Source organism: Alsobacter soli, from assembly GCF_003004785.1.
In the GTDB taxonomy this organism is placed as follows: domain Bacteria; phylum Pseudomonadota; class Alphaproteobacteria; order Rhizobiales; family Beijerinckiaceae; genus Alsobacter; species Alsobacter soli.
This window is the reverse complement of sequence record NZ_PVZS01000005.1, coordinates 165878-186390: the sequence shown is the minus strand read 5'-3', so window position 1 is coordinate 186390 and position 20513 is coordinate 165878. Positions and strand designations below refer to the sequence as shown.

The following is a 20513-nucleotide window of genomic DNA, read 5'->3' as shown; positions in this document are numbered from 1 at the left end:
CTGGCAGCAGCGCTTTCAGGGCTTCGGCAGCGCATAGGCGATCACGGAGTCGCCGGTCTTTGTGCCAAGCGACCCGTGCCCGCCCGCGACGACGACCACGAATTGCCGACCGGAGCCGGACTGGTAGGACATCGGCGTGGCCTGTCCGCCGGCCGGGAGCCGATCCGACCACAGGACCTTGCCTGTCGTCAGGTCATACGCGCGGACGTAGTAGTCCAGGGTCGACGTGAGGAACGCCACGCCGCCCGCCGTGACGATGGGCCCGCCCAGGCTCGGCACTCCCATCTTGAACGGCAGCGGGACGGGCGCGAGGTCGCGGACGGTGCCGTTCTTGAGCTTGTAGACCACCTTGCCCGAGCGCAGGTCGAGGCCCGCCACGTAACCCCAGGGCGGCGCCTGGCAGGGCAGGCCGATCGGGGACAGGAAGGCGTTGAGCTCCACCGAGTAGGGGGTGCCAAGCATGGGGTTGGCCCCGCTTTCGTCCGCCTTGCTGCCCGCGACGTCAGACCCGCCTGCAGGGCGCTGCACGCTCTCGCGCTTGCCTTGCGCCCGCTCTTGGTCCCGGGGCACGAGGCGGCTGAGAAACGCCATGTAGTCGGGATTGGCGAAAGCCACCTGCCGCACCGGGTCGACGGCCACGCCACCCCAGTCGATCACGCCGAAATTGCCCGGGAACACGATGGAGCCCTGGAGCGAAGGCGGCGTGAACATGCCGTCGTAGCGCAGGGAACGGAACTTGATGCGGCAGGCGAGCTGGTCGAACATCGTGGCCCCCCACATGTCCCGCTCCTCGATCTTCCGCTCCGGCCCGAGCGTCAGCGCCGAGAAGGGCTGCGTCGGCGCGGTGAAATCGGGCTTCACCGCGCCCTGCGGCACGGGACGTTCGTCCACGGGGATGATCGGCTTCCCGGTGCGACGGTCGAGCACGTAGACATCGCCGCGCTTGGTGGATTGCACCAGGGCCGGGACCTTGCCGTTCGGGGTGTCGAGATCGAGCAGGCTCGGCTGTGAGGGCACGTCCATGTCCCAGAGGTCGTGGTGGACGGTCTGGAACACCCAACGCACCTTGCCGGTCGCGATCTCGAGGGCGACGATGGAGCTGGCGAACTTTTCCGTGTTCGCCGAACGGTCCGGGCCCCACTGGTCGGGCGTCTGGTTGCCGAGCGGGACATAGATCAGGCCGAGGTCCTCGTCCGCGCTGGAGACGATCCAGCTGTTGGGCGAGTTCTTGGTGTAGCTCTGGCCGGGGGCGATCGGCTCCGTCGCGTCCGGGTTGCCGGGGTCCCAGTTCCACATGAGGCGACCCGTTCGGACGTCATAAGCGCGGATGACGCCGGAGGGCTCGCTGGTCGAGTAGTTGTCAGTGACCTCGCCGGCGATGATGACGAGGTTGCGCGTCACCACGGGTGGCGACGTCGAATAATACATGCCGCTACGGGCCTCCGGCATGCCGGCCCAGAGGTCCACGGCGCCGTTCTGGCCGAAGCCAGGACAGGGTTTTCCGGTGTTCGCGTCGAGCGCGATCAGCCTGGCGTCCGCGGTGGGCAGGAAAATGCGCTGCGGGCACTCGCCGCCCTGGCTCGCGGCGCGGTCCGCCGCGTCATGGTAGGAGACGCCGCGGCAGGTCAGGTGCTGCAGGTTGGTTTTCTCGTCGATCTTGGGATCGTACTTCCATCGTTCCTTGCCCGTTTCGGCGTCGAGCGCGATCGCCCAGTCGTGCGGAGTGCAGATGTAGACCGTGTCGCCCACCTTGATGGGCGTGAGCTCATAGGTGGTCTCGTTCGGGTCGTTCGGGCCCTTCATGTCGCCCGTGTGGTAGGTCCAGGCGACCTGGAGCTTGCCCACGGTGTCGGGGGTGATCTGGGCGAGCGGCGAGTAGCGATCGCCGAAATTGGAGCGGCCATAGGCGCGCCAATCCGGGTCCGGCACGCCGGCGTAATTCGCCGGGCGCGCGCCGGTCGCGGTCGGGAGAGCGCCGTTCAGGTCATGCTGGTCCTGCGTCATCGCCGCGACGCCCACCGCGGCGGCGATCAGGAGAGAGACGAGCAACGGCAGGGCCAGGCCGCGCCATGGCGCCCGGTCGGCGGGCGACACCCCGCGCACGACCCAAGGCGTCAAAAGGCCGAGCCCGATCAGGAACACGACGTCGCCGCGCGGGGCGAGCTGCCACCAGTCGAGACCGGTCTCCCACAGGGCCCAGGCGACCGTGCCGAGCACCACGACGGCGTAGACGAGCAAGGCCGCTGGCCGCCCCGCCATCAGGAGTGCGCCCGTGAGCAGGAAGCCGGCTCCGGCCAGCAGGTAGTACCAGGAGCCGCCCTTCGCGATCAGCCAAGCGCCGCTGGCCGCGGTGGGCAATCCGAGCAGCACGAGCACAGCGCCGGCCGCGAAGGCGACCTTGCGTGACTTCGGGGACATCAGCGCCATGGCGTTCCTGTTCCACCCGGCCGGGCCAACTATGCGACCTTGGACGCCTCCAGGGAGCAGGCTGGGCGATCGCGGCTTGACGAAAGGGGGCGAGCCGCCGGAACGTCATCTCGCCACCGCACGCCCAACATCGCGTCGGGGGGAGGGTTCCGCCTCCGACGCGACAGTGTGTCATCCGGACGACCGTCGGGCCCTCACGGAAAGTCCTGCGGCTAACTGGCGGGGGCGTGAAGTCCTCGAAAGCAGGCCGAGCCGGGATGCCGTGGAATGACCAAACCTATTCCATGACGGAGCCGAGGAATGCATCGAGGCAATTGCCGATCGCCTCGATTGCATACCCGCCTTCCTGCACGACCAGCGTCGGCAGGGCCAGCGCTTTCACCTTTGTTCCTATGGCGGCGAAATCAGCCGACTCCAGCTTCAAGACCCCGATTGGGTCGTCCTTGTGGGCGTCAAACCCCAGGGGGACGACGAGCGCTTCGGCGCCGAAGGCCCGGATCGCGTCCCCGGCCTTGTCGAGAGCCGCAGCCATCTCCGCGCCGCCCGCTCCGTGGCGCAGGGGCAAGTTGAGATTGAAGCCCTCGCCTGGACCGTTGCCGGTTTCGTCCGAGTAGCCAGTGAAGAAGGGATAGTAGTTCGACGGGTCGGCGTGAATCGAAATGGTGAGCACGTCGGGCCGGCGGTAGAAGATCTGCTGGGTGCCGTCCCCGTGATGAGCATCCACATCGAGGACGGCGATCTTGGAGAAGGTGCTCCGCAGCCGCTGGGCCGCAATGGCGGAATTGTTGAGATAACAGAAGCCGGAGGCTCGGTCGGACCGGGCGTGGTGTCCTGATGGACGGCAAAGCGCATAGGCGAAACGCTCCCCGGCGATGATGGCGTCGGCGCCGGATACAGCCGTCTCGGCCGAGCGCAGGGTCGAGATCCAACAATGCTCGCCCACTGGCACGGACAGATCCCCGAGGTACCAACCCAGTTGCCCGATGAAGCCCGTCGGGCGGCATGGCGGCCGGACGTCCTCATCAGGCCTGCCGCTCCAGTACGGAAATGTGTTTGGCCAAGCCTCTGGACCGCGTTCCGCCGGCAGCTCCTGCCAGCGCTCCCATGCGCTGCGCAGGAACGTGAGGAAACCCTCGTCATGAACGGCAAGGATCGGCTGGAGCCAATGGGCCGGCGGCCGCTCCGGAGCGATGCCGTGCTTGGCCAGCGCGCCCAGGAGACGTTGCGTCCGCTCCGGCAGATCCTTCGGCGCCACGACTTTGCCGAAACGCATGAACTGCTTCGGATCGTGAAGCGCCTGATCAGGGTGGTAGAAAGTGCGCATTCTGGCCTCGCATCCTCGGTTTCGATGGCAAGTCGGCCTAAAGCTAGCCCGGCCTGAACACGGCGGCATCCGATCTTTGAGGCTCTATGGCCCATGCAGTTCCGAGGGTTGCTCGGCGCCGCCCCAGGCGCGAATTGCGGCGGCCGCACCGAGGCGCGCCTTGGCTATTCAGGCAAGCCGGCTTCCCGTAAGGCCTTTCCGAGACTTTCGGCGAGCGCCGGGGCGCAATTCACGCCCGAGAAGTGGCGACCGAAGCGGAAGCTGGGATGAAGTTCGAGGACGCGAGCGGCTGCGGCTCGCGCCTCGCTCAATCTGTCAAGCCTGACCAGGGCGGCGGCCAGTTGCACATAGGTGATGCTGTGCGCCGGATTGGCCTGAACCGACCTGTAGGCGGCGCGGCAAGCCTCTTCATGGTTTCCGAGCAGGCCGTGGCTCATCGCCTGCGCGTCGTAGGCTGCGAACGCCCACGGGTCGAAGGGACTGAGCCGCAGCCCCTTTTCACTCCATTCAATGGCCCGCTCAGGCTCCCCGCCCCAGCCCAGAATGACGCTCCCGAGAATATAGGCCAGCGCCGAGGACGGACTGATGGACAGCGCCGCCTCAAGCGCCGTGAAGGCCGCGCCTCTGTCGTGCCCGTCCATCCCGAGCGAGAACCCGGCCAGGGTCAGGGCGGCGGCGTCGTCGGATCCATGGAGCATCGCGGAACGGGCGTGATCGATCGAGGCTGCGCGGTTCGCTTCCTGCAACCCGGCCCGCAGGAAGAGGCAGTGGTGACACATGGCGGCGTTCCCATGCGCCAAGGCATAGGAAGGATCGAGCGCGATAGCGCGCTCCAGCAGCGTTAGCGCTCGGGCCACTTGTTCGGGCATCCCGGAATCGACGTCCATCTGTGCGCGAAGCACGAGGTCGTAGGCGTCCAGGCTCTCGGGACGCTTGCGTTTCACGCGGTCGATTTCCGCACGACGGACGCTCGGGGCCATGGATCCGACCACCGACTGCGCGATCTCGTCCTGGAGCGCGAAGATGTCGCCCGAAGAGCGGTCATAGCGTTCGGCCCAGATCTGCGCGCCGGTCTGTGAATCGATCAGGGTCGCCGTCACGCGGACACGGCCGCCCTCTTTCCGCACGCTCCCTTCGAGGACGTAGCGGACGCCAAGTTCGCGGCCGACCCGCTGAACGTCCACCGCCTCGCCACGATAGGTGAAGCTGGAGTTGCGAGCCGCGACAAACAGCGACTTGATGCGAGACAGGCCGCTGATGACGTCGTCGACCATGCCATCCGCGAGATACCGGTGCTCGGGGTTCCCGCTCAGATTGGAGAACGGCAGAACCGCGATCGACGCCTTGTTGGGCAGGAGCAATGGCGGGCCTAGGCGCGCCTCGCCGGGGTCGCTGCGGGTCACCGCGGGCCCGACATAGCGGTAGCCGCGGCGCGGCAGCGTCTCGATCCAGTTATCGGCAGCCGCTTCGCTGGACAGAACCTTCCGCAGCGCGGCGATCTGGACCGTGAGGTTATTGTCGGCCATGGCCGATCCGCCCCAGGCGGCATGGACCAGCGCATCCTTCGAGACCGGAAGGCCTGCCCTGTCGAGCAGCAATTGCAGCAGGGCGACCGCGCGCCGCCCCAGCATGGTGGGCGCATCGGCGCGCAGGAGAACGGCCGCCTCCGTGTCGAGGCGGAAGGGGCCGAACCGGTAGGTGAGATCGCCCGCTGCCACCCGGAACTTTTAGCATATTCTTGGCGGCTGTTTCACGACTCGGGGCTGCGCGAGCGCCATCCTCCCCCGGTCTCCGCGCATTCGGCGCGGCCGAGGAGCCAATCATGAGCGCCAAAGCCCTCATCCGCACAGCCGGCGAGATCCCCGGCGTCATGCTGCGTGGCCACCCGATGGCGTTTCTCGTCACGGGCGAGCACACCAGGCACACGAGCATGTTCGACTGGACGATCCCGGCGGGATTCGCCACGGGGCGGCATGTGCACCGCGTGCAGGAGGAGACCTTCTTCCTCCTGGAAGGCGAGTGCGTGTGGCATGTCGGCGAGGAGACTGTCCGGGCTACCCGGGGAACATTCCTCTTCATCCCTCCGGGCGTGCCTCATGACATCACCAATGTGAGCGACAAGCCGGCTCGCGTGCTGATGACGGTCTCGCCGCCCGGGCACGAGCGTTACTTCGAAGAACTTGCCGAACTCGCCGCCCGCGGGGCGCCCGATCCGGACGCGCTTTCCGCGTTGCGCGACCGCTACGACACGGACCAGTTGTCGACCCTGACGACGCGGGCGTGAGCTATCATGAGCGCAAGCTGGGCGCCGACGGCTCGAGGTTGAAACCTTCGGCGCGGTTGCGCTTTGGGTTCGGGCAGCTTCACGCAACTGACCGAGCACGCCATGCCGAAGCCTCTTGTCGTGACGATCTCCCATTCGCTGGGCCGCGAGCAAGCCGTTGCACGCTTGAAGGAGCGCATCGGGACCGCTCGTCAGATGCTCAGCCAGTATCGCGTCGCCGTGGTCAAAGACGAATGGAACGACGACCGTCTCGACCTCGGCCTCCGCGCGCTTGGCCAGACCGTGCGCGGGACTGTCGACGTGAAGGACGACTATGTCCGCATCGAAGTGCTGTTGCCCTGGCTCCTCGCAGCCTTCGCCGACCGCGTCCAGGCATTGGTGCATCAAAAGGCGCCCGCCCTTCTCGGCCATGATCCGAAACGGGATTGACGCCGCGCCCCCGGGCGGGGCGCCGCCTCGCGTGGGAGGACAGGAGAAGCAGGACGGATCACCCGTTTTGGCCCAGCCGGACCCTGACCCCGTTGCTGGATGCCTGCGCCCGAGCATCACACCTCGGTGCTCATCGGCAAGATCCGCCGCATCCGCAGGTCAAGTCGGCAGCTGCGGACGGCTCGTTGCTCAGCGCCCACCGGAGCATGGTCACGAGGGCCGCCGAGGCCGGCTCGGGATCCCGTCCAACCGCGTTCAGCAAGGCGAACCAGTCCTCTTCATCAGCGCCGTCCGCGAACCGCCGCACGGCGGCTTGGGCGTAACGCCCCTTGGTCTCGCCTCGGCTGGACGCCGCCTGGGCAACGGAAGCCATGAGGCCGAGATCGCCACAGAGAACCAGGACCTCGGACGCGACCACCTCGTCGTCGAGCGCGGTGATGACATCTCCCAGCAACATCGCGCGATCCTCACTGAAGGAGCGGCCCTCGCGCGACCGCGAGATCGAAGCCTTCGATCTCGGCCCGGCCCGCGAGGATGCCGACGAATTGCGACAAGGCCCGCCGGGCGACCGCCTCGGCGAGATAGGCGGCGATGCGGCTCCGGACGGCCTCGAAAGGCAGCACCTGGCCCTCGATGCGCCGGTCGACCCGGATGATGTGGTACCCGTACCGAGTGCGCACGGGCGCAGAGACCTCCCCAGGCCGCAGTGCCGCGATGGCCCGATCGAACTCGGGCGCGGTCTGGCCGGGGCCGATCTGGCCGAGGCTTCCGCCGACCCCGGCGCTCGGGCAATCGGAAACTTCGCGGGCAAGTTGCTCGAAAGAGGCCGGCCTTTCGAGCAACGCGCGATGCGCGCTCTCGGCCCCGCCCAGCGCCTGCGCCGACGCCGCAGGGTCGTCCGGACGGGCCGCAAACAGGATGTGGCGCACCTCGAACAGGTCGCCGGAGCGGAAGCGCGCGCGGTTGCTCTCGTAGAATCTCTGACAGGTCTCCTCGTCCGGCTCGGGCGTGCGGACTTCGCGCTCCACGAGGGCGCGCATCCGCGCCTCCTCGTCGGTCTCGCGCCGCCCCTCCTCGTCCGTGAGCGGGACAGCCTCGACCGCCAAACGATCCGCCTCCTGGAGGAGGAGCTCGCGTACGACCAGGGCCCGCGCCGCGGCCTGCCAGGCCTCGACCGGCTTCGCCGAGGGATGGTGCTGGCTCTCCCGGGCGATGGCCGCGCGCGGGATCACCTTTCCGTTCACGCTGACGACCTTGCGGGAGGGTGACACGGTTTGGACGGAGCAGCTCATCGTCTCACTCCGCCGGCTGCACCGGGCGCGTGCCGGACTGCGGCAGGGTCCGGGTGGTGCGCACGACCTGGTAGCCCTTGCGGCCGAGATACCAGACGGGCGCGCTCCAGACGTGGACAAGCCGCGTGAAGGGGAAGACGAGAAAGATCGTCATGCCGAGCAAGAGATGCAGCTTGAACAACGGGTTCACGTCGGCGACGAAATCCGCGGCGCCCGGCTGCAGCACGAGGATGCCCTGCGCCCAGCTCATGAACTTCGTCATCTCATGCCCGTCGAGATGGCCGAGCGAAACGAAGATGGTGAGCAGCCCGAGCACGAGCTGCGCGAAGAGCATCAGCAGGATCGCCGTATCCGCGAAGGAAGAGGTCGCCCTGATCCGTGGATCATAGAGCCGGCGATGCGTCAGCAGCGTGATGCCCACGAGGCACACCAGCCCGGCGAGCCCGCCGATGACGATGGCCATGCCCTGCTTGAAGCCGTGCGATATGCCGAGCGCGTCGAAGACCTGGATGGGCGTCAGCAGTCCGACGAAGTGGCCCGCGAAGATCGTCAGGATGCCAATGTGGAAGAGGTTGGAGCCGAGCACGAGTTGCCTGCGGCGCAGGAGCTGGCTCGAGCCCGAGCGCCACGTGTACTGCTCGCGCTCGTAGCGCAAGAGGCTGCCGAGCAGGAACACGGTCAGGCAGAGATACGGGTACCAGCCGAACAGAATCGAGTTGAGCGTCTGCATCACTGGCCTCCTCCGGCCCCGGCGGCTTCGTTCGGGACGGCGCGGCGGGCATGGCGCATGCGCGCGATCAGCCCGTCGCCCGAGCAGGATCCGGCCGCGGACTGGGCGCCAGGACCGAAGCGCACCTCTTCCTCCTCCCAGGCGGCGTCGAGCGCCGCCAGGTCCATGGGATCCGGGTCTGGCCCCTGCAGGAGCGTGTCGACATCCCCCTGCTCCGGCCTGGCCTCCGCCACCGCACAGAGCGCGCGGAACACGGCCTCGTAGGCCGAGTTCCGCTTCTTCAGCCGTTCCGCCATCGCCTCGAGGATGTGCGCGGTCTGGCCGAGGTGGCGGACCGCGCCGTCGAGCGGCTGCGTCGACAGGAACTCGAGGAAAAGCGGCAGGAAGTCGGGCAACTCGGATGTGGTGGCCCGCAACCCGGCCGTCTCGTACATGCCGAGCAGGTCGACCATCGCCTGGCCGCGGTCGCGGCTCTCGCCGTGGACGTGCTCGAAAAGGTGCAGCGATAGAGCGCGGCTGCGGTCGAACAGCAGGCCGTAGACCTCCTGCAGCTCGTAGATGTCACCGGTCGCCAGATTCGCGAGCAGCGGCTCCAGCGCTGACCGCTCGGCCGCGGGGACGAGACCCTCCGCGTCGAGCGCCGTCCTGAACTCGGGGACCGCGGCGATCTGGTCCGCCGACGGGTAGACCAGCAGCGCAGAGAGGACCCGGAAGCTGATCGCGCCCATCACCCCACCTCCATCGGAGTCTTCGCCTTGCGCGCCCCGCCAAAGAGGTTGACCTCGCTCTCGCCGCCCGAGCAGCCGTTCCCGAAAGAGAAGCCGCAGGAGCCGCGCAGGTCGTAGGCGTCTGCGCCCAGCTCGCGGTGCGCGGTCGGGATGACGAAGCGATCCTCGTAATTGGCGATCGCCATGACGTGGTACATCTCCTCGATCTGCGCGCCGGTGAGGCCCACCTTGCGCGCGACCGGCTCGTCGATGACGCCGTCGATGGTCTTGGCCCGCATATAGGCCCGCATGGCGAGCATGCGCTCCAGCGCCTTGGCTACCGGCTCCTCGTCTCCCGCGGTAAGCAGGTTGGCGAGGTAGCGGAGGGGGATGCGTAGAGAGCGCACGTCCGGCATCTCGCCGTCCATGCCGATGGAGCCCGCTTCCGCCGCCGACTGGATCGGAGAGAGCGGCGGCACGTACCAGACCATGGGCAGGGTCCGGTACTCCGGGTGGAGCGGAAAGGCCACGCCCCACTCCATCGCCATTTTCCAGACGGGCGAGCGCTGGGCGGCCTCGATCCAGGCGGACGGGATACCCTGCTCGGCCGCCTTGCGGGCGATCACCGGGTCGTGGGGGTCGAGGAAGACGTCGAGTTGCGCGTGGTAGAGATCGCGGTCGCTCGGCGCGGACGCCGCAGCCTGGATCCGGTCGGCGTCGTAGAGCACGACCCCGAGGTAACGGATGCGGCCTACGCAGGTCTCCGAGCAGACGGTCGGCTGCCCCGCCTCAATGCGGGGATAGCAGAAGATGCACTTCTCCGACTTTCCCGAGGACCAGTTGTAATAGATTTTCTTATAGGGGCAGCCCGAAACGCACATGCGCCAGCCCCGGCATTTGTCCTGGTCGATCAGGACGATGCCGTCCTCCTCGCGCTTGTAGATCGCGCCAGAGGGGCACGATGCGGCGCAGGCGGGGTTGAGGCAGTGCTCGCACAGCCTCGGCAGGTACATCATGAACGTATTTTCGAACTGGCCGTAGATCTCGGTCTGGACGCCCTCGAAATTCGCGTCCTTGGAGCGCTTCGCGAATTCGCCGCCCAGGATCTCCTCCCAGTTCGGGCCCCACTCAACCTTCTCCATCCGCTCGCCCGACACCAGCGAGCGCGGGCGCGCCGTCGGGAAGGTCTCCATCTCGGGAGCCTTCTGCAGGTGCTCGTAGTCGAACGTGAAGGGCTCGTAGTAGTCGTCGATCTCCGGCAGATCCGGATTGGCGAAGATTTTCGAGAGAACCCGCCACTTGCCGCCGATGCGCGGCTCGATGGAGCCGTCGCGCTTGCGGACCCAGCCGCCCTTCCAGCGCTTCTGGTTCTCCCACTCCTTGGGATAGCCGACGCCCGGCTTGGTCTCCACGTTGTTGAACCACGCGTATTCCATGCCTTCGCGGCTGGTCCACACGTTCTTGCAGGTGACGCTGCAGGTGTGACACCCGATGCACTTGTCGAGGTTCAGCACCATCGCGATCTGGGCGCGGATCTTCATTCTGCAGCCTCCATGCGGGGGGCGGAGTTCAACTCGGAGGGCTGGTCGGTGGCCGGCCGGTCGAGCCAGTCGACCTCGGAGAGCCTTCGGATCACGACGAACTCGTCCCGGTTTGAGCCCACCGTCCCGTAGTAGTTGAACCCATAGGACTGCTGGGCGTAGCCGCCGATCATGTGGGTCGGCTTCAGCACCGCGCGCGTGACCGAGTTGTGGATGCCGCCGCGCTTGCCGGTCATCTGCGAGCCCGGCACGTTCACGATCTTCTCCTGCGCATGATACATCATGCACATGCCCTCCTTCACGCGCTGGGACACGACCGCGCGCGCCACGAGGGCTCCGTTCACGTTGTAGGCTTCGATCCAGTCGTTGTCGGCGATCCCCGCCCTCCTGGCGTCGACCTCGCTAATCCACACGATCGGTCCGCCGCGCGACAGCGTCAGCATGAGCAGGTTGTCGGTGTAGGTGGAGTGGATGCCCCACTTCTGGTGCGGCGTAATGAAATTGAGGACGATCTGCTTCTCGCCGTTCGGCTTGCTGTCGATCACCGGCTTCACGGCCCGGGTGTCGATGGGCGGCCTGTAGACGCAGAAGCCCTCGCCGAAGGCGCGCATCCAGAGGTGGTCCTGGTACAGCTGCTGGCGACCGGTCAGCGTGCGCCAGGGGATCAGCTCATGGACGTTGGTATAGCCGGCGTTGTAGCAGACCTTCTCGCTCTCCAGCCCCGACCAGATCGGCGAGGAGATGATCTTGCGCGGCTGCGCGACCACGTCGCGGTACCGGATTTTCTCGTCCTCCTTGGGGATGGCGAGATGCGTGTGGTCGCGCCCAGTCGCCTTGCCGAGCGACTCCCAGGCCTTCACCGCGACCTCGCCGTTGGTCTCCGGGGCGAGCGACAGGATGACCTCGCAGGCGTCGATGTCGGATTCGATGCGCGCCAGGCCCTCCGTCGGCCCCGGCTCACCCACGACGCCGTTGAGGCCCTTCAGGACTTCGACCTCGTGCTGCGTGTTCCAGGCCATGCCCTTGCCGCCGTTGCCGATCTTGTCCATCAGCGGGCCGAGCGAGGTGAAGCGCTTGTAGAGGTTCGGATAGTCGCGCTCGACCACCGTGACCGACGGCATGGTTCTGCCTGGGACGGGTTCGCATTCGCCCCGCTTCCAGTCCTTCACGTCGAGCGCCTGGGCGATCTCGGCCGGCGTGTCGTGCAGGATGGGCGTGAGCACGACATCCTTCTCGACGCCGAGCACTTCCGGCGCCACCGTCGAGAACGCCCTGGCTAGACCCTTGTAGATCTCCCAGTCGGAGCGCGCCTCCCACGCCGGGTCCACGGCCGCCGAGAGCGGGTGGATGAAGGGGTGCATGTCCGAGGTGTTGAGGTCGTTCTTTTCGTACCAGGTGGCCGTCGGGAGCACGACGTCGGAGTAGACGCACGTCGTCGACATGCGGAAGTCGAGCGTGACGAGCAGGTCGAGCTTGCCCTCGGGCGCCTCCTCACGCCAGGCGACATCCTGCGGCTTCTGCCCGCCGATGTGCCCGAGGTCCTTGCCGAGGACGCCATTCTGGGTCCCGAGCAGATGTTTCAGGAAATACTCGTGGCCCTTGCCGGACGAGCCGAGCAGGTTCGAGCGCCAGACGAAGAGGTTGCGCGGCCAGTTCTCCGGCGCGTCCGGATCCTCGCATGACATCTGGAGCTCGCCGGACTTCAGCGCCTGAGCGACGTAGTCCTTCGGCTCCATGTCGGCGGCGGCCGCCTTTTGCGCGATCGTGAGCGGGTTCTGCTTCAGCTGCGGCGCGGAAGGCAGCCAGCCCATGCGCTCCGCCCGGACATTGTAGTCGATCAGCGCCCCATCCCACGGGCCCGCCGGCGCGGTGGGGGAAAGGATCTCCTTCACATCCAGCGTCTCGTAGCGCCACTGGTCGGTATGGGCGTACCAGCACGAAGTCGAGTTCTGCTGCCGCGGCGGGCGTCCCCAGTCCAGCCCGAAGGCCAGCGGCAGCCATCCCGACTGCGGGCGCAGCTTCTCCTGGCCGACATAGTGCGACCACCCGCCGCCGGACTGGCCGATGCAGCCGCACATCACCAGCATGTTGATGACGCCACGGTAGTTCATGTCCATGTGGAACCAGTGGTTCATCGCCGCGCCGACGATGATCATGGACCGGCCGTTGGTCTTCTCCGCGTTCCGGGCGAATTCCCGGGCCACCGTCTCCACCTGCGCCCGGGGCACGCCGGAGATGCGCTCGCACCAGCCGGGCGTGTAGGGCACGTTCTCTGCATAGTCCTTGGCGACGTTGCCGCCGCCGAAGCCGCGGTCCACGCCGTAGTTGGCCAGGAACAGGTCGTACACCGTGGCGACCTTCGTCTCGCCGTCGGCGAGCGCGAGCGTCTTCACCGGCACGTTGCGCAGCAGCACGTCCGGATGGTCCGTGCCCTTGAAGTGGTCGTGCTCGCGGTTTCCGAAATAGGGGAACGCGACCTCGGCCATGCCGTCGTGATGCTCGGCAAGTGACAGCCGCAGCTTCGTCTCGCCGCCGGCGGCACGCTCCTCGAGGTTCCACTTGCCCTGTTCGCCCCAGCGGAAGCCGACCGAGCCGTTGGGCGCGACGAGACTGCCAGAGGCGTCGTCATACGCGACGGTCTTCCAGTCGGGGTTATTGGCCTCGCCGAGCTTCGTGTCGAAGTCCGACGCCCGGAGCAGCCGCTCGGGCACGTAGCGCCCGTCCTGCTTCGCCAGCCGCACCAGCATCGGCATGTCGGTGTAGCGCCGGGCGTAGTCGACGAAGTACGGGACCTGCCGGTCGACGTAGAACTCCTTGAGGATCACGTGGCCCATCGCCATGGCGAGGGCGGCGTCCGTGCCCTGCTTCACGGAGATCCACATGTCCGCGAACTTGGAGGCCTCGGAGTAGTCCGGGCAGATCACGACGCTCTTGGCGCCCTTGTAGCGGACCTCGGTGTAGAAATGGGCGTCCGGCGTGCGCGTCTGCGGCACGTTCGAGCCCCACAGGATCAGGAACCCGGAATTGTACCAGTCGGCGCTCTCCGGCACGTCGGTCTGCTCGCCCCAGGTCATGGGCGACGCCGGGGGCAGGTCGCAGTACCAGTCGTAGAAGGACATGCACACGCCCCCCATCAGCGACAGGTAGCGCGAGCCTGCAGCGTAGCTGACCATCGACATGGCCGGGATCGGCGAAAAGCCGAAGATCCGGTCCGGACCCCACGTCTTGGCCGTGTAGGCGTTGGCCGCGGCCACGAGTTCGTTGACCTCGTCCCAGGTCCCGCGCACGAAGCCGCCCTGCCCGCGCTTGGTCACGTAGGAGGCGCGCTTCTGCGGATCCTCAACGATCGACTTCCACGCCGCCACCGGCGGCAGGCTCTGCCTGGCTTCGCGCCACAGCTTGAGTAGCCGCGAGCGCACCAGCGGGTACTTCACCCGGTTTCCCGAGTAGAGGTACCAGGAATAGCTCGCCCCTCGCGCGCAACCCCGCGGCTCGTGGTTTGGCAGATCCGGCCGGGTGCGAGGATAGTCCGTCTGCTGGGTTTCCCAGGTGACGATGCCGCCCTTGACGTAGACCTTCCACGAGCACGAGCCCGTGCAGTTCACCCCATGCGTGGAGCGCGCGATCTTGTCGTGCTGCCAGCGCTTGCGGTAGCCGTCCTCCCAGGCGCGGCTCTCGGTCGTCACGATGCCGTGGCCGTCGGCGAACTCTTCCTGCTGCCGCGAGAAGAAGCTCAGCCGGTCGAGAAAGTGGCTCATAAGGCGCTCCTCATTCGGCGGGCTGTGGCGCGGCGCGGCTCGGGCCCGTGGGGCCGCCGCGGCGCTCGATGTCGTGCAGGACGCCGCCCTTGCGGGTGTAGACGGCCCAGGTGATGACCAGGCAGGTGACGTAGAAGGCGAAGAAGCCGTAGAGCGCCGCCTCCACCCCGCCGGTGAGGGCGAGCGAGGTGCCGTAGGCCTTCGGAATGAAGAAGGCCCCGAAGGCGGCGATCGCCGAGGTGAAGCCGGTGATGGCGGCCGATTCCTTCTCGGCCTGGCGCAGGCGCGCGGCCGGTTCGGCGCCGGGCATCAGGCGGTCCATCTCCTTGCGCATGATCGCGGGGATCATCTGGAAGGTGGAGGCGTTGCCCACGCCCGTGGCGAAGAACAGGACAAGAAACATCCCGAAGAAGCCATAGAAGGCGTAGGGCTGGTCCTTGGCGCCGACGAAGTAGAGGACGCCGAGAACCCCCGCCATCATCAGGGCGAACACCCAGAAGGTGACGCGTCCCCCGCCCCACCGGTCGGCGACCCAACCCGTAAGCGAGCGCGACAGGGCGCCGACCAGCGGACCGATGAAGGCGAGCTGGAGCGCGTTCACTTCGGGAAACAGGATCTTCGTCAGCAGCGGGAAGCCCGCGGAATAGCCGATGAAGGATCCGAAGGTGCCGGTGTAGAGCCAGCACATGATCCAGTTGTGCCTGCGCTGGAAGATGACCGACTGCTCGGCGAAGGAGGCCCTGGCCGAGGCGATGTCGTTCATGCCGAACCAGGCCGCGAAGGCCGAAGCCGCGATAAAGGGGACCCACACGAAGCCGGCGTTCTGCAGCCAGAGCGGGTATTCCTTCGCCCCCTCCTTCACGGTGGCCGGGTCGCCGCCCAGCCAGCCGAACACGCCCGCGGTGATGACGAGCGGCACCAGGAATTGCACGACGCTGACGCCGAGATTGCCGAGCCCCGCGTTGAGGGCCAGGGCGTTGCCCTTCTCGGCCTTCGGAAAGAAGAACGAGATGTTGGCCATGGAGGAGGCGAAGTTGCCGCCCCCGAAGCCGCACAGCAGGGCGAGCCCGAGCAGCACGAAGTACGGCGTCTCCGGGTTCTGAACGGCGTAGCCGATGCCGACGGCCGGGATGATCAGCGACCAGGTTGCGAGCGTCGTCCACAGCCTCCCGCCGAAGATCGGCACCATGAACGAGTAGAAGATCCGCAGCGTGGCCCCGGAGATGCCTGGCAGCGCCGCGAGCCAGAACAGCTCGTCCGTTGTGAACTTGAAGCCCACGAGCGGCAGCTTGGCGACCACCACCGACCAGACCTGCCAGATGGCGAAAGAGAGCAGCAGAGCCGGGATCGAGATCCACAGGTTGCGGCGCGCGATGGCCCGGCCCTGGGTGTCCCAGAACGTCTTGTCTTCCGGCCGCCAGTCGGCGAGCACCTTGCCACCGGCGAGCGCCCCGACGTGCTCGGGCCCGTGGATCTCCTCCATCTCGGGCAATTGCGGGAGCATCTCCAGCGCACGGCCGCCGGCTTCCAGTTCCATGCGACGGATGGCGAGGTGCATCCACAGCAGCGAAGCCGAGACGAGCAGGAAGAGCAGCATGAAGCAGCTCGTCCACAATCCTGTGAGGTCGTTGAGGACGCCGAAGACGAGAGGCAGGACGAAGCCGCCGAGCCCCCCGATCATGCCGACGAGGCCACCGACGGCCCCGACGCGGTTCGGGTAATAGACGGGGATGTGCTTGAACACCGCCGCCTTGCCCAGCGCCATGAAGAAGCCGAGTACGAAGACCAACGTCACGAAAAGGCCGGGGCCGATTTCCAGGTGGAAGGCGATTGGGCCGTTCACTCCCCGGACCACGTAGTCGGTCGGCGGATAGGAGAGCAGGAAGGTGCAGGCGACTGAGACCAGGAAGGTCCAGTACATCACCGTGCGAGCCCCATAGCGGTCCGACAGGTGGCCCCCATAGGCGCGCAGCAGGCTCGCCGGCACCGAGAAGAAGGCGGCCAACATGCCCGCCGTCTTGATGTCGAAGCCATAGACCTTGATCAGGTATTGGGGCAGCCAGAGCGAGAGGGCCACGAAGGCCCCGAACACGAAGAAGTAGTAAAGCGAAAACCGCCAGACCTGGACATTCATCAGGGGCGCGAACTGCTTGAGCATCGGCTCGGGCTTCAGCCCTTCGGCGCGCCGTTCCAGCGTGACCGGGTCCTCTTTCGTCACGAGCCAGAATACGGCCGCCATGAGCAGCAGCCCGGCGGCCCAGACCTGGGCCACGGTCTGCCAGCCGTACGCGACGAGCACGAAGGGCGCGCAGAACTTGGTGACCGCCGCGCCGACATTGCCTGCGCCGAAGATCCCGAGCGCGGTTCCCTGCTTGCCGGCCGGATACCACTTCGACACATAGGCGACGCCCACCGCGAAGGAGCCGCCGGCGATGCCGACCCCGAGCGCTGCGAGCAGCATCTGCGGATAGGTATGGGCCCAGGAGAGAAGAAACGTCGCGATCGCGCCTGCCGCCATCACCAGCGAGTAGATGCGACGGCCGCCGTATTGGTCGGTCCAGACCCCGAGAAAGATGCGGATCAGGGATCCAGTAAGAATGGGCGTCCCAACCAGCAAGCCGAACTGGGTTTCGGTCAATCCCAGCTGCTGTTTGATCTGGATTCCGATGATCGAGAAGATCGTCCAGACTGCAAAGCAGACAGTAAAGGCGATGGTCGATGTCCAGAGCGCCCGAGAGGGCGACGCATCCCGCTCCATGTCCAGCCTCCTGTGGCTGGACGCCATCGAAACAGACAGCCAGTCGAAGTTCGTTGATACGAGTCAAAAAAGGAGAAAGTTACCCTTCGCGAGGAAAGACTACATGAATTTGCTATAAGTCAATTTAACCCTCCGCGACCGCTCCGATCGGACGACCGTGCCCCGCCAGCCCAGTGAAGGCGGAGACCACCCCAGAGCACTGGAATGAGTCACGCTGGCCAGGGACACCAGAAGGTCCCAGGAGGGCGGTCACTTCCGGCTGGCGCGACGGAGTTCGCCGAAATCGACGCAGCTGCGTTGCAGCACCTCGCCCCCGCCGGACAGGACGATCCTGCCGCGTTTGCACCCGTAGAAAAAGTTCAGGCGGAGACGCCCCTCGTCCTGTCCCGCTCCCTGCTCAAGCACGCTTGTGAGACGGCCAGCCTTGAGTTCGGCCCAAGCAAGATCGGGCGAAATCCCGAGGGTCCGTGCGACCTCGCCAAGGCTGATTTCGACCGCTTCCGGGCCGCCGCCTGCCGCCTCGAGCTTCACCTCTGTCATGGAGGCCTCCCTGGGTCGGTAAATTGGGTATTTACAATACCTATTTTCGCGGGTAGATCAACGTCGCCTGAGGAGCACGCCATGCCCCCCGCTTTTGCCAAAGGTCCGTAGACGACACCGAAGCACAGACACCACACGTAACGCCCTGTGGCTTGAACAATTTCGTTCCGACAAGCTGATTACGAAGTCAGCGATAGATATGTTTACGCCATTTTCCCAATAAAATCAAAACGAATACGCATTCACCCCTATAGTCCATCAATTTTCATCGGAGTTATTGAACCCAGCAGGCCGAAAGAGCCTCTCCCCCAACCGGCGATGGTTCAACATGTACGTAGCCCAACTGACGTTGCCCGAACGACGGGCCGCGCTCGCACTCGCCTGTCTCGTGGCCGGCCTCGGCCTGACGATGGCGGTCCTCGGCCGCGACGATCTCCTCGGGACGCATGGGGCGCTCGTGATCGCATGCGGCGTGGTCGTGGCCATTGTGGTGATGCGCGGGTTCTACGCACCGTCGCCCAGCCCGGAGCGCCTCTCGTCCTACTATGACGACCCCACTCGCGCGGGGATCGTCTTCGCGATGATCTGGGCGATCGTCGCCATGGCGGTCGGCGACTGGGTGGCTTGGCTGCTGGTCTCGCCGGACCTGACTTTCGACGCAGCTTGGTCGAGCTTCGGTCGCCTCCGGCCCGTGCACACGTCCGGCGTCATCTTCGGGTTCGGCGGCAATGCCCTGATCGCCACATCCTTCTACGTGGTCCAGCGGACCAGCCGCGCCCGGCTGCCGGATCAGGTGAGCCCTTGGTTCGTGCTGCTCGGCTTCAACCTGTTCTGCATTCTTGCGGCGTCCGGCTACCTGATGGGGATCACCCAGTCGAAGGAATACGCCGAGCCCGAATGGTACGCCGACATCTGGCTCGTGATCGTGTGGGTCGCGTATTTCGGGCTCTACCTGCGCACCCTGGCGCGGCGCAAGGAGCCGCACATCTACGTCTCCAACTGGTACTACCTGGCGTTCATCCTGGTGGTTGCGGTGCTTCACATCGTCAACAACCTGGCCGTTCCGGTCTCCCTGGGACACGCCAAGAGCTATTCGGCCTTCGCTGGCGTCCAGGATGCGATGACGGAGTGGTGGTACGGGCACAACGCGGTGGCGTTCTTCCTGACCTCCGGCTTCCTGGGCATGATGTATTACTTCATGCCGAAGCGCGCCGGACGCCCGATCTTCTCCTACCGGCTCTCCATCATCAGCTTCTGGGGCATCACGTTCATGTATATGTGGGCGGGATCGCACCACCTGCACTACACCGCCCTGCCCCAGTGGGTTCAGACCTTGGGCATGACTTTCTCGCTCATGCTCCTCGTCCCCTCGTGGGCGTCAGCCACCAACGCGCTCCTGACGCTCAACGGGGCCTGGCACAAGGTCCGTGACGACGCCACCCTCCGCTTCATGATGACGGCCGCGGTGTTCTACGGCCTGACGACCTTCGAAGGGTCGTTCATGGCCATTCGGCCGGTCAACTCGCTCTCGCATTACACGGACTGGACCATCGGCCACGTGCACGCCGGCGCGCTGGGTTGGGTGGCTCTGATCACCTTCGGCTCGCTCTACAGCATCGTGCCGTCCCTGTGGGGCAAGCGAGCCATGTATTCGCCGCGGCTCGTCGAGGTCCACTACTGGCTCGCGATCGCTGGAACCCTTGTCTACGTCATCTCGATGTGGAACTCGGGCATCGTCCAGGGCCTGATGTGGCGCACCTACAACGATAGCGGAACGCTCGCCTATTCCTTCGTCGACTCCCTCGTGGCGATGCATCCCTACTACGTGATGCGCGCAGTCGGCGGGCTTCTTTTCCTGATCGGCACGGTGGTCGGCGCCTACAACATCTGGCGGACCATGCGCACGCCGGCCCTCGCCGAAATCGGGGATTTCGCCGAGGCGCCCGCACGCGCGGCCCCGACGCTGGCCGCTGCGGAGTAGTCGTCATGTTCGGATTTCACTACCGGCTCGAGCGTCATGCGCTCCGTTTTGTGATCGCTGTCATCCTCGTCGCCGGGATCGGCGGCTTCGTCGAGATTGCGCCGCTGTTCACCATCTCCGAAACGGTCGAGGCCGCGCCTGACATGCGCCTCTACACGCCGCTGGAGGTCGCCGGGCGCAACATCTACATGCGCGAAGGCTGCTACGCGTGCCACTCGCAGATGATCCGTACGCTGCGGGACGACGTGGAGCGCTATGGCCCATACTCGCTCGCGGTCGAGTCGAAGTACGACCACCCCATGCTGTGGGGCTCCAAGCGCACGGGCCCCGACCTCGCCAGGATCGGGGGTAAGTATTCCGACGAGTGGCAGGTCGCTCATCTCCAGGATCCCCGCGCTGTCGTGCCCGAGTCCAAGATGCCGTCCTACGCCTTCCTTGGGCGCACGCCGCTGAAGACGAGCGACCTGGGGCTGCATCTGAAAGCCCTGCGCAAGGTGGGCGTGCCCTACACGGGCGAGATGGTCGCCAACGCCCCCGCGGACGCCTACGGCCAGGCCGCTCCGGACAGTCCCTACGCGGCCGGCGTCGCCCAGCGATACGGGGAGGCGACCCAGGTTCGGGCCTTTATGGGCCGACAGGGCGACCCCACCGAGATGGACGCCCTCGTGGCCTACCTCCAGGTGCTCGGGCGCCTGACGGACGTGGCCAAGGCGCAGCAGGCGCAGGCGGCCGAATAGGGAGG

At 66.4% G+C, this 20513-nt stretch carries 15 protein-coding genes; 4 read left to right on the top strand and 11 right to left on the bottom strand.

What is annotated here, in order from left to right; genetic code table 11:
- Positions 1–15 precede the first annotated feature (15 nt).
- The 3 genes from SLNSH_RS06425 to SLNSH_RS06415 form a co-directional block, all read right to left on the bottom strand.
- Complete coding sequence (locus tag SLNSH_RS06425; RefSeq protein WP_106335844.1) at positions 16–2427, bottom strand: glucose/quinate/shikimate family membrane-bound PQQ-dependent dehydrogenase; 2412 nt, start codon at positions 2425–2427, stop codon at positions 16–18.
- A 277-nt stretch (positions 2428–2704) separates the two neighbouring features.
- A complete protein-coding gene (locus SLNSH_RS06420; RefSeq protein WP_106335843.1) occupies positions 2705–3751 on the bottom strand; it encodes a histone deacetylase family protein in 1047 nt (348 codons plus the stop codon).
- Positions 3752–3915: 164 nt separating this feature from the next.
- Positions 3916–5382 (bottom strand): winged helix-turn-helix domain-containing protein, encoded by a 1467-nt coding sequence (locus SLNSH_RS06415; protein ID WP_106335882.1) that lies wholly within the window; start codon positions 5380–5382, stop codon positions 3916–3918.
- Positions 5383–5573: 191 nt separating this feature from the next.
- On the opposite strand from SLNSH_RS06415, the gene SLNSH_RS06410 reads away from it, so the two are divergent.
- Positions 5574–6035, top strand: coding sequence for a cupin domain-containing protein (locus tag SLNSH_RS06410; protein WP_106335842.1), 462 nt, complete (start codon positions 5574–5576; stop codon positions 6033–6035).
- Between the two features lie 63 nt (positions 6036–6098).
- Positions 6099–6464, top strand: a complete 366-nt coding sequence (locus SLNSH_RS06405) for a polyhydroxyalkanoic acid system family protein (protein ID WP_245422098.1) — start codon at positions 6099–6101, stop codon at positions 6462–6464.
- 130 nt (positions 6465–6594) lie between these two features.
- On the opposite strand, the gene SLNSH_RS06400 is transcribed toward SLNSH_RS06405, so the two are convergent.
- The 8 genes from SLNSH_RS06400 to SLNSH_RS06365 form a co-directional block, all read right to left on the bottom strand.
- Entirely contained in the window at positions 6595–6921 is a 327-nt protein-coding gene (locus tag SLNSH_RS06400) for a hypothetical protein (protein ID WP_106335841.1), read from the bottom strand.
- A gap of 10 nt (positions 6922–6931) precedes the next feature.
- Positions 6932–7756 (bottom strand): peptidylprolyl isomerase, encoded by an 825-nt coding sequence (locus SLNSH_RS06395; protein WP_106335840.1) that lies wholly within the window; start codon positions 7754–7756, stop codon positions 6932–6934.
- Between the two features lie 4 nt (positions 7757–7760).
- The gene (narI, locus tag SLNSH_RS06390; RefSeq protein WP_425352982.1) at positions 7761–8486 is read right to left on the bottom strand and encodes a respiratory nitrate reductase subunit gamma; all 726 of its coding nucleotides are present in this window, start codon (positions 8484–8486) and stop codon (positions 7761–7763) included.
- Positions 8486–9214, bottom strand: coding sequence for a nitrate reductase molybdenum cofactor assembly chaperone (gene narJ / locus SLNSH_RS06385; protein ID WP_106335838.1), 729 nt, complete (start codon positions 9212–9214; stop codon positions 8486–8488). The genes narI and narJ overlap by 1 nt, the downstream gene beginning before the upstream one ends.
- A complete protein-coding gene (narH, locus tag SLNSH_RS06380; RefSeq protein ID WP_106335837.1) occupies positions 9214–10734 on the bottom strand; it encodes a nitrate reductase subunit beta in 1521 nt (506 codons plus the stop codon). Before narH ends, narJ begins: the two co-directional genes overlap by 1 nt.
- Complete coding sequence (locus SLNSH_RS06375; RefSeq protein ID WP_106335836.1) at positions 10731–14492, bottom strand: nitrate reductase subunit alpha; 3762 nt, start codon at positions 14490–14492, stop codon at positions 10731–10733. The genes narH and SLNSH_RS06375 overlap by 4 nt, the downstream gene beginning before the upstream one ends.
- Positions 14493–14502: 10 nt before the next feature.
- Positions 14503–17250 (bottom strand): nitrate/nitrite transporter, encoded by a 2748-nt coding sequence (locus SLNSH_RS06370; protein ID WP_106335835.1) that lies wholly within the window; start codon positions 17248–17250, stop codon positions 14503–14505.
- A 249-nt stretch (positions 17251–17499) separates the two neighbouring features.
- Positions 17500–17790 carry a DUF6522 family protein gene (locus SLNSH_RS06365; RefSeq protein ID WP_106335834.1) on the bottom strand — a complete coding sequence of 97 codons (291 nt, stop codon included), beginning with the start codon at positions 17788–17790 and terminating at the stop codon, positions 17500–17502.
- Between the two features lie 328 nt (positions 17791–18118).
- On the opposite strand from SLNSH_RS06365, the gene ccoN reads away from it, so the two are divergent.
- Together ccoN and ccoO are read left to right on the top strand one after the other, a co-directional pair.
- Positions 18119–19771: a cytochrome-c oxidase, cbb3-type subunit I gene (ccoN, locus tag SLNSH_RS06360; protein WP_106335833.1), complete on the top strand. Its 1653-nt coding sequence runs from the start codon at positions 18119–18121 to the stop codon at positions 19769–19771.
- A 5-nt stretch (positions 19772–19776) separates the two neighbouring features.
- Positions 19777–20508, top strand: coding sequence for a cytochrome-c oxidase, cbb3-type subunit II (gene ccoO / locus SLNSH_RS06355; protein WP_106335832.1), 732 nt, complete (start codon positions 19777–19779; stop codon positions 20506–20508).
- Positions 20509–20513 lie beyond the last annotated feature (5 nt).